The sequence below is a fragment of the Ruegeria sp. BF6 genome, from assembly GCF_056538665.1.
Map to the genome: position 1 here is coordinate 24,181 of NZ_JBQFTN010000017.1, position 16,274 is coordinate 40,454.

A 16,274-nucleotide genomic window follows, 5' to 3' on the forward strand; every position below is an offset into this window, starting at 1 on the left:
AGCAACCCCGCGTCAGGGCTTGCCGCCCAAATCCCGAAGGATCGGGCAATCGGGCCGATCATCCCCGGCGCAGGCGTCGATCAGATGGCCCAGCGTGTCGCGCATGGCGTTAAGGTCGCTGATCTTGGCCTCGATCTGCGTCAGATGTGCCCGGGCCACCTTTTTGACATCGGCGCTGGCGCGGGTTTCATCTTCGTACAGGGCCAACAGGGTGCGGCAATCCTCGATCGTGAAACCCAAGGCGCGGGCACGGCCCAGAAAGTTCAGCTTGTGCACGTCCTGTGCGCGGAACCGTCGATAGCCGTTGTTGTCTCGCAGGGGTTTGATCAGACCGATATCCTCGTAGTACCGGATCGTCTTGGCAGGCAGCCCAGTTTGGGTTGCTACATCTCCGATATTCATGGCGTGACCTCATGCGTTTCAGGGCCTTGCAGTACCTCAGGCAGGCTGGCCCGCACGCGACGCAGGCGCAGAGCGTTGGAAACCACAAAGACGCTGGATAAAGCCATCGCCCCGGCAGCAAGGGCAGGGGAAAGAAGATGCCCGCTGAACGGATACAGAACGCCCGCAGCAACCGGGATAAGCAGAATGTTATAGCCGAAGGCCCAGCCGAGGTTCTGACGGATGTTGCGCATGGTGCGGCGGCTGATCTCAACCGCATTGGCCACACCGCGCAAATCGCCGGACATCAGCACCACATCCGCCGTTTCAATGGCCACGTCGGTGCCAGTGCCAATGGCCACACCGATATCCGCCGCCGCCAGTGCGGGGGCGTCGTTGATCCCGTCGCCGACAAAGGCCAGCGTGCCGAATTGATCGCGCAACGCGGTGATTGCGGCCAGCTTGCCATCTGGCAGGACCTCGGCCGTGACGTGGTCGATGCCCAGCCTGTCGGCCAGGGCCTGCGCCGTGCGGGCGTTGTCGCCGGTCACCATCGCCAGCGTCAGGCCCATCTCGTGGAGGCGCTGCAGCGCTTGTCGCGTGCCGGGTTTGATCGGGTCCGAAACCGTCAGCAGCGCCGCAGCCTGACCGTCTATCGCGACAAACAGCGGCGTGGCACCTTCGCTGGCGCGCTGGTCGGCCTCGGCGGTCAGGTCGGACAGGTCGACCCCGTGCTGCGCCATCAGGCGGGGCGATCCGATCAGGATTTCGCGGCCTTCGATCGTTGCCTGAACGCCCAGCCCGGTCAGAGATTGGAACTCTAAAGGCGATGGCAAATCTGTCGGTCCTGCGCGGCTTATGGCGGTGGCAATCGGGTGCTCGGATTGCGCCTCGACCGCAGCGGCCAGTCGCAGAACAGTGTCGCGGTCAAAGCCGTTTGTGATGGTGATGCCTTCCAGTTCGGGCCGCCCCAGCGTCAGCGTTCCGGTCTTGTCCAGTGCGATCACCTTGGCCTGTTGCAATTGCTGCAATGCGTCGCCCTTGCGGAATAACACGCCCAGCTCAGCCGCGCGCCCGGTGCCCACCATGATCGAGGTCGGCGTCGCCAACCCCATGGCGCAGGGGCAGGCGATGATCAGGACCGAAACTCCGGTGACCAGCGCCATCGGCAGGGCGGGTGCAGGGCCAAAGATCAGCCAGACCGCGATGGTCAGCAAGGCCACGGCAATAACCACCGGCACAAACCAGGCGGTGATCCGGTCGACCAGCCCCTGAATCGGCAGTTTGGCCCCCTGCGCCTGTTCTACCATGCGTATGACCTGCGCCAGTACGGTGTCGGCCCCAACCCGCGTGGCACGGATCCGCAACGCACCGGTGCCGTTGACCGTACCACCCACGACCTGATCGGCGGGCGCCTTGCCAATGGGCACGGGTTCGCCCGTGATCATGCTTTCATCGACATAAGAAGTCCCGTCGAGCACGTCTCCATCCACCGGTACCCGCTCACCCGGGCGGATTTGCAGGATATCTCCTACCGTGATGTCGGCAATTGGGCGATCGATGATGGCTCCATCCATTTCAACCCGCGCAGTCTTGGGCTGCAGCCCCACCAGTTTACGGATCGCGGCGCCGGTGCGGCCCTTGGCGCGCGCTTCCATCACCCGGCCCAGCAGTATCAGGACCACAATGACCGAGGCTGCCTCGAAATACACATTGGCGCTGCCTTGCGGCAGAAGCTGCGGCGCAAAGGTCGCGGTGACCGAGAACAGGTAAGCCGCGCCCGTGCCCAAAGCCACCAACGCGTTCATGTCCGGTGATCCACGCAGCAGTGAGGGGATACCCTTGTCATAGAACACACGTCCCGGTCCCAGTAACAGCAGTGTGGTCAGAGCAAACTGAATGAAATGGCTGTTCTGCAGCCCGATGGTGGCGTGTACCCAATGGTGGAAGGCCGGGATCATGTGACCCCCCATCTCGAGCACGAACACGGGCAAGGCCAGAACGGCGGCAAGTGCCGTCACTTTGACCAACGTGTGGGCTTCTTCGGTTTTTGCATGGTCGGTCGATGTGCCAGCGCTATCCGCCACACGGGCCGGATACCCGGCGTCTTCAGACCGTTTCGCCAGTGCCTGCGGGTCGGTTGCTCCGTCAATATAGGTGATCGTCGCGCTTTCTGTGGCCAGATTGACCTGCGCCTCGATTACGGCTGGATCAGCTTTCAAAGTGCGTTCGACTTTGGACACGCAAGAAGCACAGTTCATGCCGCCGATCTTCAGCGTTGTTTCCCGTGTCGCTGCCGGGTAACCGGCGAGGCTCAGCGCTTCGGTCAGCGCCCCGATCTGACCGTCATATGTCACCTGCGCGGTTTCGGTCGCGATATTGACCGAGGCCTCTGACACCCCCGGCACGTCGCGCAGCGCGGTTTCCACCCGCCCCACGCAAGACGCGCATCCCATGCCCGAGATTTTCAGCTGAATTGTCTGCGGCGTGGCCATCCGACTCATCCTGTAGAGAACTTCTCCCTCCAGATGGGGGTTCCAGTCACGGGAAGGTCAAGGGGTCATGTTAGATTTATAGGAAATTTACTAGCGGGGGAGTCAGCGGTCGAAAAGCTGATCTAACAGCAGGGAATCGTACATCATGGGCAGAGAACTGCGCACAGATTCCGGCGAGGCAAAGAAGGCCAACGTCAGGGCCGCGACCAATAGCAGAGCGCCAATCGCGCAAAAGCTGGCAATGTTCAACGCAGATCGCAGCATGTGTAGGGCTCCTTACATTTGTTGTGACCAGTCCAGTCAGGGAGTCAGGACCGCTGGGCCAATTGCTGTTTCAGTTTTTCGTTCTCGGATTGAAGCTGCGCCAGTTGCTGCCCAAGCGCGTTCAGATGCGGGCGCAGCTCGGCCTCGGTAAAGCGCGGAGTGATGTGGCGCGGGCAATTCCAGTCCAGCGCTTCCACCCGGATGAGGGCGGCACGCTCGGCGGGGGCTTCGGCACCGTCGGGGTACAGGCTTGCCGCTGCGGCCTCACCCTCGGAGAACTCTACCCGGCCAAGTATCTTGAGCCGCCGTTGGTTGGCATAGTCCATAAGGATCAGCGCAATCCGGTCGTTCCCGTCCAGATTCCCGCGCGAGATATACTGTTTGTTGCCGGAAAAATCTGCATAGCCGATGGTTTGCGGGCCCAGCACCTTCAGGAATCCGACAGGCCCGCCACGGTACTGGACATAAGGCCAGCCGGTTTCGGACACGGTGGATTGATAAAAACCGTCGCGCGCCTGGATGAATGCCTTTTCGGTCGGTCCGATCTGATGCCCTTGCTGAGGGCCGCCTTCGATGAACTTGGCGTAGGTCCCGGCCGAGCCCATCCTCTCCTGATGCGCCCGGACGGCCGGGGTAAAGGTCAGTTCGGAAAAGGCGCGTGGCATGTTCTATCCTTTCACAGGCCTAATTCGGTCAGGCTGGGGTGATCGTCGGGACGGGGACCCAGTGGCCAATGGAACAGGCGGTCGGCCTCCGAAATTGGAAGATCGTTCAACGAGGCATGACGCTTGGCCATTCGGCCATCCTCGGCGAATTCCCAGTTCTCGTTGCCGTAAGAACGGAACCACTGTCCACTGTCATCCCGCCATTCATATGCATAGCGTACGGCGATGCGGTTGCCGGAAAAGGCCCAAAGTTCCTTGATCAGTCGGTACTCCAGTTCTTTGTTCCACTTGCGGGACAAAAAGGCGTGGATGTCAGTGTGACCAGTCAGGAATTCGGTGCGGTTCCGCCATTGGCTGTCATCTGTATAGGCTGGCGTGACCACGTCAGTGTTGCGGCTGTTCCAGGCGTTTTCCGCCATGCGGACTTTCCGAGTGGCGGTTTCCAACGTGAAGGGGGGCAGAGGGGGGCGGTTCATTTTTCAGTCTTTCATGTCAAAACGGCTGCAATCATCGCCAGGGCCAAAATGACCGGGACATATTGAGAAGAGAAAAGGCTGGAATGGCGTCTCATCTGATTACTCCAAAGTTAACAGATCGGTACATCTTGCACTCAATATGTACCGATCGGTAAACTTTTGCAAATATTATTTTGAAACCTTGCGTAGGCTCTCTCGGAGGTTGTGATTTAGGCAATCGGTCATTATGTACTGACCTGTACACTCAGGAGTTCGTATATGCGCCCGAACAAACGTGACGAACTGGTCCGCAAAGCCCTGCAGGTTTTTTACCGTGATGGGTTTCATGCCACCGGAATGGACAAGCTGGTGGTTGAAACGGGGGTGTCCAAGACCTCGATGTACAAGCATTTTCGCACCAAAGAGGACCTGATTCTTGCTGCGTTGCAGCTGCGGGACGAGAGCTTTCGCGAGGATTTCCTGCACCGTATCAGCGAGTTGTCCGACACTCCGGCCGGGCAATTGATCGCCAGTTTCGATGCGCTGGGCGAGTGGTTCAGTGAGGAAGAATATCGCGGCTGCATGTTCATCAAGGCCGGCGCAGAATACCAGGAGGAGGATCATCCGATCCACAAACAGTCGGCGGAACACAAGCAGATATTGCTGGATCATTTCACGGACCTGGCCCACAAGGCCGGTGTGCGCGACCCGGAACATCTGGCCTGTCAGATTGTGCTGTTGCAGGAGGGCGCGATTGTCGCGGCGGTGTTTCTGAAATCCTGTGATCCGGCACACGATGCCAAAGCGGCCGCACAGGTTCTGTTGGAAAACGCGCTGGTCTGAACCGGGCCTGATCATCAAAGCGACGTTGCGTTGCGTTGCCTCGGGGCGGATTGGAATGCGAAACCTCTAAAGCTAGGCTGTTCAGGCAAAAGCAAGGGAGGGATGTCGTATGCCACTGTTTACCACCACCGCAGGTTGGGTGACTGAAGAGCATCAGATGTTTGCCGAAATGGCGGACCGGTTCATGGGGGAAGAACTGACACCCAATCTCGACCGCTGGAACGAAAACGGCGTTGTTGATCGTGACATGTGGCGCAAGGCGGGTGAAATGGGGTTGATGGCCGGTGCGATTCCGGAAGCCTATGGCGGTGTGGGGGGTGGTATCGGGTTTGATGCGGTGACGCTCTACGCCCAGGCCTCGCACGGGGATTCAGGGTGGGGTTATGCGATCCAAACCATCGTCGTTCACTACATCAACGCCTATGGCAGCGAGGATCAAAAGCAGAAATGGCTGCCGCGTCTGGCCTCGGGTGAGATGGTCGGTGCGCTGGCCATGACCGAGCCTGGAACCGGCTCGGATGTGCAATCCATTCGGACGACCGCAGACAAGGATGGCAATTCCTACCGGCTGAACGGGTCCAAGATTTTCATCACAAACGGTCAGTCGGCGGACCTGATCCTTGTGGCTTGCAAGACCGACAAGACGCAGGGGTCAAAGGGTGTCTCTTTGATAGCTGTGGAGACCGAAGGCGCAGAGGGTTTCCGCAAGGGTCGAAACCTGAAGAAACTGGGGATGAAGGCCAATGACACGGCCGAGTTGTTCTTTGAAGACGTCAAGGTGCCGATGACCAATCTTCTGGGCGCGGAAGAGGGGCAGGGCTTTTATCAGATGATGAAACAATTGCCGTGGGAACGTCTGACCATCGGTATCGGGGCGCTCGGCGCGATAGATTTCGCCATCGCGGAGACGGTGAAATACACGCAGGAGCGTAAGGCGTTCGGCCAACGGGTGATGGATTTTCAGAACACCCGCTTCAAACTGGCCGAGTGCAAGACCAAGGCCGAGGTCCTGCGCAGCTTCGTCAATGACTGTATCGCGCGGCTCGAGGCGGGAACGCTTGATGCTGCCACGGCCTCGATGGTGAAGTATTGGGGATCGGAAGTTCAGAACGAGGTCATGCACGAATGCCTGCAACTGTTCGGCGGTTACGGGTTCATGATGGAATACCCGATCGCCCGCCTTTACGCGGATGCGCGGGTTCAGATGATCTATGGTGGTACCAATGAGATCATGAAGGAACTTATCGCCCGGTCTCTGGATACTTAACAATTCCGGGGGTTTTCCCGTCCGTCGCCAGTGTTTCTGGCCCAACGGAAGGAGAACGCAAGGCCGAAGGCCGCGCTGGGAACTCCAGTGCATATCTTACAACTGTGGTACTTGATCAATTTGACCTTGCAGCCACACGCGAAATGACCTGAGCGGTTCGGATTCCGCGCGCGATTGCGGCCAGACAAGATAGAAATCCCCAAGGCTCACCCCCGGTCCGCGCCAGGCCGGTACGAGTCGACCCGCCTCTAGGTCTGCTTCGATCAGGTAGCTTGGTAGCAATGCCACGCCTAGCCCGTGTATTGTTGCCTGCCCCATGGTCGAGAACTGATCGAACAACATACCGTGTATTCCGGTAGCCTCATGGCCTTGTGTGGTGAACCACCTTTCCCAAGCGTCCGGGCGTGTTTCAAGGTGCAGCAAGGGGGCCGCCGTCAGCCATCCGATGTCATCGGCGTCATCGGGCAGCAGGTCGGGTGAACACACCGGCAGCACATCTTCTCGCATGATACGCAGGTAATTCACACCGGCCCAGTCGCGCTGGCCGAAGTGGATCGCGGCGTCGAAATGCTCGGCGTCAAAGTCAAACGGGCGCAGGCGGGTGTTCAGGTTCACCGTGACCTCCGGGTGGCGACGAGCGAAATCTTGCAAGCGCGGGGCCAGCCAGTGCATGCCGAAGGCGGGAAGGATCGACAGGTTCAGCGATCCTCCGGTGGGGTTGGCTTTCAGCTTCAGCGATGCCTGCGCCAGATGGGTCAGTGCAACGCGCGCAACTTGCACGTATTCTTTGGCCGCTGGTGTCAGGTGCAACCGCATTTGGCTGCGCTGGATCAAGTCCACACCCAATTGTTCTTCCATCGACTTGAGTTGCCTGCTGATCGCGCTTTGCGTCAAGGAAAGCTCTTCGGCGGCGGCAGAGGCGCTGCCGAGGCGGTCAACAGCCTCAAGCGCAAGCAAAGACGGGATCGAGGGCAGGAAGCGACGCGGGGCGATCATATGACATATCCTCATACCTTTCGGATGGAATATCACTGGCATTTGCCGCGCACCAGCCCGATACACATACAGGCTTTTCTTTTGGGTGACCGGTTAAGAACCCGCGTGCTATCCAAGATGAAACCGCCCACCTGAAGAATTCGAAGACCGGGGAACAGGCCATGGATCGCGCTCAGATCGTTCACGAAAACTTCCTGACCCGGGTCACGAAACGTGACTATCCCAAGGGTGCGCCGCCTCGTCCTGGCCTTAGAAACACTGACGCGGTATCGCTGTTTCGCTCTCAGGTTCTCAGCCGGGCGCTGGATCGCACCAGCCGAGCAATGCAGAAGGCGGGGCAGGGGTTCTATACAATCGGCTCATCCGGTCATGAGGGGATGGCGGCTGTGGCCCATGCCCTGCGCCCGACCGATATTGCGTTTTTGCACTATCGTGATGCGGCGTTTCAAATCGCCCGGGCCGAGCAAGTGCCGGGTCAGCAGATCGCCTGGGACATGCTGCTGAGTTTTGCGTGCTCGAAAGAGGACCCGACCTCGGGCGGGCGGCACAAGGTTCTTGGCTCCAAGGCGCTGATGATCCCGCCGCAGACCTCGACCATTGCCAGCCATCTGCCCAAGGCCGTTGGCGCGGCCTATAGTCTGGGCGCCGCTCGACGGCATGATCCTGAACATCGGGAGTTGCCCGAGGATGGAATTGCAATGTGTTCCTTTGGAGATGCTTCTGCCAACCATTCGACGGCGCAGGGGGCAATCAATACCGCTGGGTGGACCAGCGTGCAATCCACGCCGCTTCCTCTGCTGTTTGTGTGCGAGGACAACGGGATCGGGATCTCAGTCAAAACGCCCAAGGGCTGGATACAGGCGTCGATGGAGCATCGCCCGGGTATCAGGTATTTTCAGGCCAACGGGTTGGACATCTATGAGACTTACGCCGTGGCGCAAGAGGCCGCCGACTATGTGCGTACCCGCCGTAAACCTGCTTTCCTGCACCTGAAAATCGTGCGGCTTTATGGCCATGCGGGGGCGGATGTGCCGACCACCTACCTGTCGAAGTCCGAGGTTGAGGCGGACGAGGCTAACGACCCCTTGCTGCACTCTGTACGTTTACTCGACCAGGCTGGTGCACTGTCCCCGGCCGACGCGCTGAAAATCTATGAAGACACTTGCGCCCGCACGGACCGGGTCGCGGCCGAGGCAGCAACGCGTCCGCATTTGGCCAATGTAACCGAGGTGCTGGCCAGCCTGATCCCGCCGAAACGTCCCTGCAAGCGCACCAATGGCCCCAGCGCCGAGGCCCGAGCCAAGGCCTTTGGCGGAGATATGCGCGCGATGGAAGACCCTCAACCCATGAGTCGCCTGATCAACTGGGCGCTGACCGATCTAATGCTACAGCATTGTGAGATCGTCTGTATGGGTGAAGACGTTGGCCGCAAGGGAGGCGTCTACGGCGTGACCCAGAAATTGCAGCAAAGGTTTGGACCGGACCGGGTGATCGACACGCTGCTGGACGAACAGTCCATTCTGGGGCTTGCCATCGGCATGGGGCATAACGGGTTCATTCCGATCCCCGAGATTCAATTCCTCGCATATCTCCACAATGCCGAGGATCAGATCCGGGGCGAGGCTGCGACCCTGCCGTTTTTCTCGAACGGTCAGTTCACCAACCCTATGGTGCTGCGGATTGCCGGGCTGGGCTATCAAAAAGGGTTCGGCGGGCATTTCCACAACGACAACTCTCTGGCCGTGCTGCGGGATATTCCGGGTGTGATCATTGCCTGCCCCTCTACCGGCGCGGACGCGGCGCAGATGCTGCGTGAATGCGTGCGGTTGGCGCGGGAAGAGCAGCGGGTGGTGGTGTTTCTGGAGCCGATTGCGCTCTATCCGATGCGAGATCTGCATGAGGCCCAGGATGGCGGGTGGATGACCACCTATCCCTCACCCGATCAACACATTGCGCTAGGTGAGGTGGGTGTGCACGGGGATGGTGCCGATGTGGGCATCGTGACCTACGGCAATGGGCATTATTTGTCGAAACAGGCCTTGCCTGAACTGGAGGCCGCTGGCGTGAAGACCCGGATCATTGACATGCGCTGGCTCGCGCCTCTGCCGGTTGAGGCCCTGCGCGAGGCCACCAAACCCTGCGCTCATGTTCTGGTCGTTGATGAATGCCGCCGCACCGGCAGCCAATCTGAGGCGCTGATGACGTTCTTTACCGAGGAAAGCCCCGATACGCCAACCGCCCGCGTTGTGGCAGAGGATTGCTTTATTGCCACTGGCCCGGCCTATGCCGCTCCGTTGCCGTCGAAAAACGGCATTGTTGCCGCCGCGTTGGCTCTGACCGGAGGCCGCGCATGACCCGCACCGCTGTCGTTATCTGCCCCGGGCGGGGGACATACAACAAACCCGAACTGGGTTATCTGCACCGTCATCACAGGCAGCGGATGGGTCTGTTTCAGAGCTTCGATACCATCCGCGCCGAAGCGGGGCAGGAGGCCGTGACCGCGCTGGATGGCGCCAGTCGTTACACTGTCAGCAAGTATTCCCGCGGAGATGTGGCCTCGCCCCTGATCTATGCAGCATCGCTAGCCGATGCACAGGCTGTAGCCGAAGACATCGAAGTGGTCGCGGTCACAGGCAATTCGATGGGTTGGTACATCGCCTTGGCCGCAGGTGGTGCCCTGTCACCGCAGGACGGGTTCCGCGTGGTTAACACGATGGGCACGCTGATGCAGGACCAGCTGATCGGTGGGCAGCTGGTTTTTCCGTTCGTGGGTGAAAACTGGGAAGACGATGCCACCCGTAAAGCTGAATTGCTGGCCGACGTGGCGCGGATCAACGCGTCCGATGGGTGCGATTTGGCGCTGTCCATTGATCTGGGCGGGATGCTGGTTCTGGCGGGGAATGAGGCAGGGCTCAAGGCATTTGAGGCTGCGCAGCCAATGATACAGGACCGTTTCCCGATGCGGCTTCCCAATCACGCGGCCTTTCACACTGCATTGCAGGCTCCGGTTGCGGCCGAAGGGAAAGCCCGGTTGGGCGCTGAGATGTTTGGCCAGCCAGAACGTCCTCTGATCGACGGGCGCGGAAAAATCTGGTGGCCGGGTGCCACGGACACGCATGCACTTTGGGATTATACGCTGGGCCATCAGGTGACCGAGACCTATGACTTTACTCGCGCGATCCAGACCGCCGCGCGCGAGTTCGCACCTGACCTATTCATTGTGACAGGCCCCGGTGCGACTCTGGGTGGGGCCGTGGCGCAATCGCTGGTTCTGGCCGACTGGCGCAGTATGTCCGACAAGGCACCATTCCAGAAACAACAGGACGCGCAGCCTTTCTTGATTGCGATGGGCCGCGACGATCAGAGAACGCTTGCAACCGGCTGATCCAGCCCTGATGATCCGCGCGCATTCAAGGAGCCCCGCGTGAGCGACCACAACCAGCCCCTCTGGCTGAACACCTGTATGGAGCAGTTCGATAGCCTTCCCCTGACCGACGACCTGACCGTTGATCTGGCGGTGATTGGAGGTGGCTATACAGGTTGTTCCGCAGCGCTGACGGCCGCTCAGGCCGGGGCATCAGTGTGCCTGCTGGAGGCGGAGGAGATCGGTCATGGCGGCTCGGGCCGCAACGTTGGGCTTGTGAACGCGGGGTTGTGGCTGCCGCCCGACGACATTCGTCAGCATCTTGAGGACGAAGCGGGGGGAAAACTGATTGAACTTCTGGCCGCCGCGCCCGGTGAAGTGTTTGATCTGATCGAAAGGCACGACATCAACTGCGGACCGGTGCGGAATGGCACCCTGCATTGTGCGCATTCCGCCTAAGGGCAGCGTGACCTGAAGACCCGGCACGCGCAGCTGTCCGCTGCGGGTGCGCCGGTTGAATTACTGTCTGCAGACCAGACGGAACAACGCACCGGCAGTACGGCGTTCCATGGTGCCCTGTTCGATCCCCGCGCGGGGACGATCCAGCCGCTAAGCTACGTCCGGGGCCTTGCCCGCGCCGCTGCCGAGGCCGGGACGCAGATCGCGACCCAAAGCCCGGTGCAGTCCATGCAGTACAGCGATTGCGTTTGGACGCTGAAAACCCCTAAGGCCACCGTACGTGCGAAATCGGTGATCCAGGCCACCAACGCCTATCATCAGGGGCTGCAGGCATCGGCACCGGAATATGTGCCGGTTTATTACTTCCAGTTCTCGACCGCGCCACTGTCGGACAATCTGCGCGCCAGTATTCTGCCGGGCGGAGAGGGGTGTTGGGATACCGGCCTGATCATGACCTCGTTCCGGATGGACGCCGCGGGCCGCTTGATCATCGGCGCGATGGGCGATCTGGGTCAGGCGGGCCGCGCTGCCCATACCGCCTGGATCAGACGCAAACTGTCCGAGCTTTTCCCGCAACTGGCCGGCCAGCCGCTGATCGAGGGGTGGCACGGGCGGATTGCCATGACCTCGGACCATATTCCCAAGATCACGCAGATCGGCCCCAACGCCCTGTCGGTTCATGGGTATTCCGGGCGTGGGATTGGGCCGGGCACCGTGTTTGGCCGTCTTATGGCAAAAAGTCTTCTGCAGGATGATCTGTCGCTGCTGCCTGTTCCTGCGGTCGCGGAATACCACGAAAGCTGGACAGGCCTGCGCCGTACCTATTTCGAAACCGGAGCGGCACTGACCCATTTCGTCAAGGCGCGGTTCTGGTCACGGTGACTCAGCCCTGCAATTTCGCGGCAACTGCCTCGATCCGGTCCCGCAACCAGCGATGGGCCGGATCGTTGGTCGAGCGCTGATGCCAGACCATGTAGATCGAGACCGGGTCGCAATCGAACGGCAAGGGCGCGCAATCCAGCGCCGCCAACGGCCCATGTTTCATCAGCAATGTGTCGGTCGAGATCAGATCGCTGCCCTTCACGAAGGAAGGTATTGCGTTGAAATGCGGCAAGGTAACGGTGGGTGGTCGGATCTGGCTCTGGTCCACGCCGCGCATCACTGCGCGGGAACTGCGCCCGTCGGCAAAGCGCACTTCGACATGTTCGGTTTCGCAATAGCTGTGCCAACTGTCCGGAGTATTGCGCCGCGCTGCGTCGTAGAAGATCATCAACGGGCTGATCAGCACGCGTTTTTGGAAAATGTCCGGCCCATCGGGGGGCAGGGGGGTCAGCATCAACTGGCACCGGTCACTGCGCAGCAAGTCCGGGTCAGGGACGCCTGAGGGGATGAATCCCAGCCTCAGCCTGACGCCTTCAGCCCTAAGCGCGTGTAGCAGTGGTGGAAAGATCAACTCTCGCGGCATGTCGTTGGTGGCAATCTGGATACTGATCTCTTCGGCCAGAGGGTCAAACGGGCGGTCATCGGTCAGTGCGCGCATACCGTCCAGCACTTGTTGAACGGGCTCTTTCAAGGACAGGGCGCGTTCAGTTGGCGTCAGCCCCTGACCCGAGCGCACGAACAGCGGATCACCCAGCACCTGTCGCAGCTTGGCCAGCGTATGGCTGATCGCAGACTGCGTCACGCCCAGACGGTCAGCGGCCTTCGAGACCGAGCTTTCCTCGAGGATGGTCAGAAAAGTCCGCAGGACCTTGCCGTCCAGATCGGTGAAATCAGTTTTGCTCATACCATCTATGACTAGTCATGAATGGATTCGCAGTCCAGCGCGCATTAGGTGACAGTCATCATCAGGAGGCACGCGATGGGAATCCGCTTTTTCTCGGACAAAAACCGGCCGGTCCATATGGGCCCTTATCCGCTTGAGCGGTTGGCGCGGCAGGCGCTTCTGCCTGACTTTTCTGCGGTGAAACCGATGCAGACGATCGGCTTTCATCGTGCGGATCACCCCGAAAGCATTGTTAACGCGATGGGTGAATTCCAGGCGATGATGGACACGATCCGCGACGGGTTTGTGAACCCGGTGGTCTCAGAAATCCCCGACGATCCGTCACAGCGTGCCAATCACCTCAAGGCGTTTGGCTATTTCAATGATGCGTCCATGATCGGTTGTGGTCCCCTGTCGCCCGAAGCGATGCTGCCCGAACCCCGCCGTAATCCCGATATCGACCGTCTGGCCCATGCCTTGAAAACGCGGCAGACCAAGACGCTGGCCTCGGGGATCGACCTGATCATGGCCGATCTGAAAGACAGCATGGAGGCCGCCCCCAAGTCGATGAACACGCATCGCCACGCCATCGTCTTCCTATATGAACACAACCGCGACCCTGATCCGAATGAGCCCGGCGCGGAGTGGATCATCGACGCGCAGGATCATCGCGCCTGTCTGCTCGCGACCGAGAACGCGGTAGTCATCGCCAACTATATCCGTCTGCTGGGCTTTGACGCGCGGGCGCATACGGCAATGTCATCCGACGTTGATCTGGGCAAGCTGGCGGTGGCGGCGGGTTTGGCCTCGGTCGAGGATGGAGACATCGTGGCCCCGTGGTTGGGCAGGCGGTTCGGTCTGGCCGCCGTGACCACCGAGATGGAGATCGCCCATGACCAGCCCCTGCAGCCGATGGCGCAGCAACCGTGGTTCCGGACAGAAGGACCCGCCTGGTGGCTGGGCGCTGGGTTTGCCAAGAATGCGCTGAACCGTGACCCCTATGCCAAACGGCGTTACGAAGACGGGGCGCATCCGTTCGAGAACCTCAAGCGGGTTGATGCGCCGACCACCTATATCGACGAGGAAAACGTGGCCCGTGTGCCCAAACGCGCCGACATGTTTGCGCGGGCGCAGTTTGGCGATATGGGCAAGCCCCTGCAGGATGCGGCGAAGGGTGGATATTACGTGCGCAAGTCCGCCCCAAGTTGCGCGCAGCGCCGGGCGCTGGGCGCGTTTGTATTGCTGCAGGACGGTGAGAGCGCAGACGCCGCGCCCCCCACCAATGCCGCGCGCAATACCGCTAATATCAAGGCAACGACCTATTTCCTTGGTGTTGATGCAGTTGGCCTCAGCCGGTGTCCGGACTGGGCATGGTATTCCCATGACGCAACGGGCGAGGAGATTACCCCTCCTCACGATCAGGCCATCAGCATGATCATTGATCAGGGCTATGAAACGATGGAAGGCGCCAGCGGTGACGACTGGATCAGCGTCGCCCAGTCGATGCGCGCCTATCTGCGGTTCTCGCTATTGGGTGGCGTGATCGCGCAGCAGATCCGCAACCTCGGCTACAAGGCCAAGGCGCATACTGTAATGGATGGCGAAGTACTGCAGCCTCCGCTGTTGCTGTTGTCCGGGTTGGGCGAAGTCAGCCGGATTGGAGAGGTGATCCTGAACCCTTATCTCGGTCCGCGCCTGAAATCTGGTGCAGTGACGACGGATATGCCGATGGTGCACGACAAGCCGATCGATTTCGGGCTGCAAACGTTCTGTGAAAGCTGCAACAAATGCGCGCGCGAATGTCCTTCGGGGGCAATCACCGCCGGGCCTAAACTGATGTTCAACGGCTATGAAATCTGGAAGTCCGACAGCCAGAAATGCGCCACCTACCGGGTAACCACTCTGGGTGGAGCAATGTGCGGGCGGTGCATGAAGACCTGCCCGTGGAACCTTGAAGGCATCTTTAAGGAACGCCCGTTCCGCTGGGCTGCGATGAACATCCCTCAGGCCGCGTCTGCGTTGGCGAAACTGGATGATGCGGTTGGCAATGGTGACTTGAACGACATCAAGAAATGGTGGTGGGATATCGAATTGCAGTCAGATGGCGCTTATCGCCCCACCGAACACCCGCTGAACCGGCGCGGTCTGCAAACCGATCTGGACCTGACATACCAAGATCAGACACTGGCCGTCTACCCCGCTTATCTGGCGCCACACCCTTGGCCCTATCCGTTTGCCATGGACCGCGAGGCTGGGATCGCCGCCTATCAGGCAATGGTCACGGCCGAAGAATACAAGACCCGAAAGGCTGCAGGCGATATGTCAGTCATCCACCGCTATACCATCGCCGGGGATGCGCCCGTCATGCAGGTTGAGCTGACCAAGGTCGACAAGATGACGGCGGATGTGACCAAGTACGAATTCTCGGCGCTTAACGGAGCGCCGCTTCCGGAATGGACCGCGGGTGCGCATCTGGACGTGCTGGTCGCGCCGGAATTCCTGCGGCAGTATTCCATGTCGGGCGATCCGTCTGACCGGACGACCTATCAAATCGGTGTGCTGCGTGAGGATGAAGGGCGCGGCGGCTCAGCGCTGTTGCATCGTATCTTCAACGAGGGTCGCAAGGTCTTCGTCTCGAAACCGATAAACCATTTCGAACTGGATGAAACGGCGACCAAGACATTCCTGATGGGCGGTGGCATTGGCATCACCCCCATGATCGCCTTTGCCCACCGCCTTCACGCGCTGGGCAAGCCATTCGCATTGCACTATTCCGCCAGTACCCGCGACGCGGCGGGGTATCTTGACGATCTGGCTGCAATGCCTTGGGCGGAACACGTGCATTACCATTTCTCGGACGAAGGCACGCGCGCTGATCTCGACTCGATCCTGTCCGGCTATGAGGACGGCTGGCATGTCTATACCTGTGGCCCGGACCGCTATATGGACGGCGTCATGCAGGCGGCGGAACGGCAGGGTTTCCCCGAGGATGCGCGGCATCTGGAGTATTTCTCGGTTCCCGAACAGCCGGATTATGAAAACCACCCGTTCACCCTGAAGCTGGCGCAGTCGGGGCGTGAGCTGACGGTGCCAGCCGAAAAAGATGCCGCACAGGTGTTGAACGAGGCCGGAATTCACGTGGACGTCAAATGCTCGGACGGCATTTGCGGGGTCTGCAAATGTGGTGTGGTATCCGGCGAAATCGAACATCGCGATTTCGTTCTGTCAAACAAACAACGCGAGAGCGCTATCATCCTGTGCCAAAGCCGGGCTGCGCAACCCGATGGCATGATCGAACTCGACCTCTGACATAAGGTCAG

The 16,274-nt window shown here is 60.1% G+C and carries 12 protein-coding genes and 1 pseudogene; 6 read left to right on the forward strand and 7 right to left on the reverse strand.

Annotation, left to right across the window (positions count from 1 at the left end; all coding sequences use genetic code 11):
• Positions 1-12: 12 nt before the first annotated feature.
• The 5 genes from cueR to ACR0IM_RS21305 form a co-directional block, all read right to left on the reverse strand.
• Positions 13-402: a Cu(I)-responsive transcriptional regulator gene (gene cueR / locus ACR0IM_RS21285; protein WP_480683170.1), complete on the reverse strand. Its 390-nt coding sequence runs from the start codon at positions 400-402 to the stop codon at positions 13-15.
• A complete protein-coding gene (locus tag ACR0IM_RS21290; protein WP_480683171.1) occupies positions 399-2,876 on the reverse strand; it encodes a heavy metal translocating P-type ATPase in 2,478 nt (825 codons plus the stop codon). Before ACR0IM_RS21290 ends, cueR begins: the two co-directional genes overlap by 4 nt.
• A gap of 102 nt (positions 2,877-2,978) precedes the next feature.
• Positions 2,979-3,140 carry a hypothetical protein gene (locus tag ACR0IM_RS21295; RefSeq protein WP_480683172.1) on the reverse strand — a complete coding sequence of 54 codons (162 nt, stop codon included), beginning with the start codon at positions 3,138-3,140 and terminating at the stop codon, positions 2,979-2,981.
• 44 nt (positions 3,141-3,184) lie between these two features.
• Entirely contained in the window at positions 3,185-3,805 is a 621-nt protein-coding gene (locus ACR0IM_RS21300; protein ID WP_480595328.1) for a pyridoxamine 5'-phosphate oxidase family protein, read from the reverse strand.
• 11 nt (positions 3,806-3,816) lie between these two features.
• Positions 3,817-4,281 carry a nuclear transport factor 2 family protein gene (locus ACR0IM_RS21305; RefSeq protein WP_480595327.1) on the reverse strand — a complete coding sequence of 155 codons (465 nt, stop codon included), beginning with the start codon at positions 4,279-4,281 and terminating at the stop codon, positions 3,817-3,819.
• Between the two features lie 258 nt (positions 4,282-4,539).
• Here ACR0IM_RS21305 and ACR0IM_RS21310 point away from each other — a divergent pair, with 258 nt between their 5' ends.
• Together ACR0IM_RS21310 and ACR0IM_RS21315 are read left to right on the forward strand one after the other, a co-directional pair.
• Positions 4,540-5,103 carry a TetR/AcrR family transcriptional regulator gene (locus ACR0IM_RS21310; protein WP_480595326.1) on the forward strand — a complete coding sequence of 188 codons (564 nt, stop codon included), beginning with the start codon at positions 4,540-4,542 and terminating at the stop codon, positions 5,101-5,103.
• A gap of 109 nt (positions 5,104-5,212) precedes the next feature.
• Entirely contained in the window at positions 5,213-6,370 is a 1,158-nt protein-coding gene (locus tag ACR0IM_RS21315; RefSeq protein ID WP_480595325.1) for an acyl-CoA dehydrogenase family protein, read from the forward strand.
• A 96-nt stretch (positions 6,371-6,466) separates the two neighbouring features.
• Here the strand turns inward: ACR0IM_RS21315 and ACR0IM_RS21320 are convergent, their stop codons facing one another.
• Entirely contained in the window at positions 6,467-7,366 is a 900-nt protein-coding gene (locus tag ACR0IM_RS21320) for a LysR substrate-binding domain-containing protein (protein ID WP_480595324.1), read from the reverse strand.
• Between the two features lie 161 nt (positions 7,367-7,527).
• On the opposite strand from ACR0IM_RS21320, the gene ACR0IM_RS21325 reads away from it, so the two are divergent.
• From ACR0IM_RS21325 to ACR0IM_RS21335, 3 genes and pseudogenes are all read left to right on the forward strand, one after another.
• Positions 7,528-9,720, forward strand: coding sequence for a dehydrogenase E1 component subunit alpha/beta (locus ACR0IM_RS21325; protein WP_480683173.1), 2,193 nt, complete (start codon positions 7,528-7,530; stop codon positions 9,718-9,720).
• A complete protein-coding gene (locus ACR0IM_RS21330; RefSeq protein WP_480595322.1) occupies positions 9,717-10,751 on the forward strand; it encodes an ACP S-malonyltransferase in 1,035 nt (344 codons plus the stop codon). The genes ACR0IM_RS21325 and ACR0IM_RS21330 overlap by 4 nt, the downstream gene beginning before the upstream one ends.
• 78 nt (positions 10,752-10,829) lie before the next feature.
• Positions 10,830-12,071, forward strand: a pseudogene (locus tag ACR0IM_RS21335) (NAD(P)/FAD-dependent oxidoreductase).
• Between the two features lies 1 nt (position 12,072).
• Here the strand turns inward: ACR0IM_RS21335 and ACR0IM_RS21340 are convergent.
• Entirely contained in the window at positions 12,073-12,975 is a 903-nt protein-coding gene (locus ACR0IM_RS21340) for a LysR family transcriptional regulator (RefSeq protein WP_480643410.1), read from the reverse strand.
• A gap of 75 nt (positions 12,976-13,050) precedes the next feature.
• On the opposite strand from ACR0IM_RS21340, the gene ACR0IM_RS21345 reads away from it, so the two are divergent.
• The gene (locus tag ACR0IM_RS21345) at positions 13,051-16,263 is read left to right on the forward strand and encodes a reductive dehalogenase (protein WP_480683174.1); all 3,213 of its coding nucleotides are present in this window, start codon (positions 13,051-13,053) and stop codon (positions 16,261-16,263) included.
• Positions 16,264-16,274 lie beyond the last annotated feature (11 nt).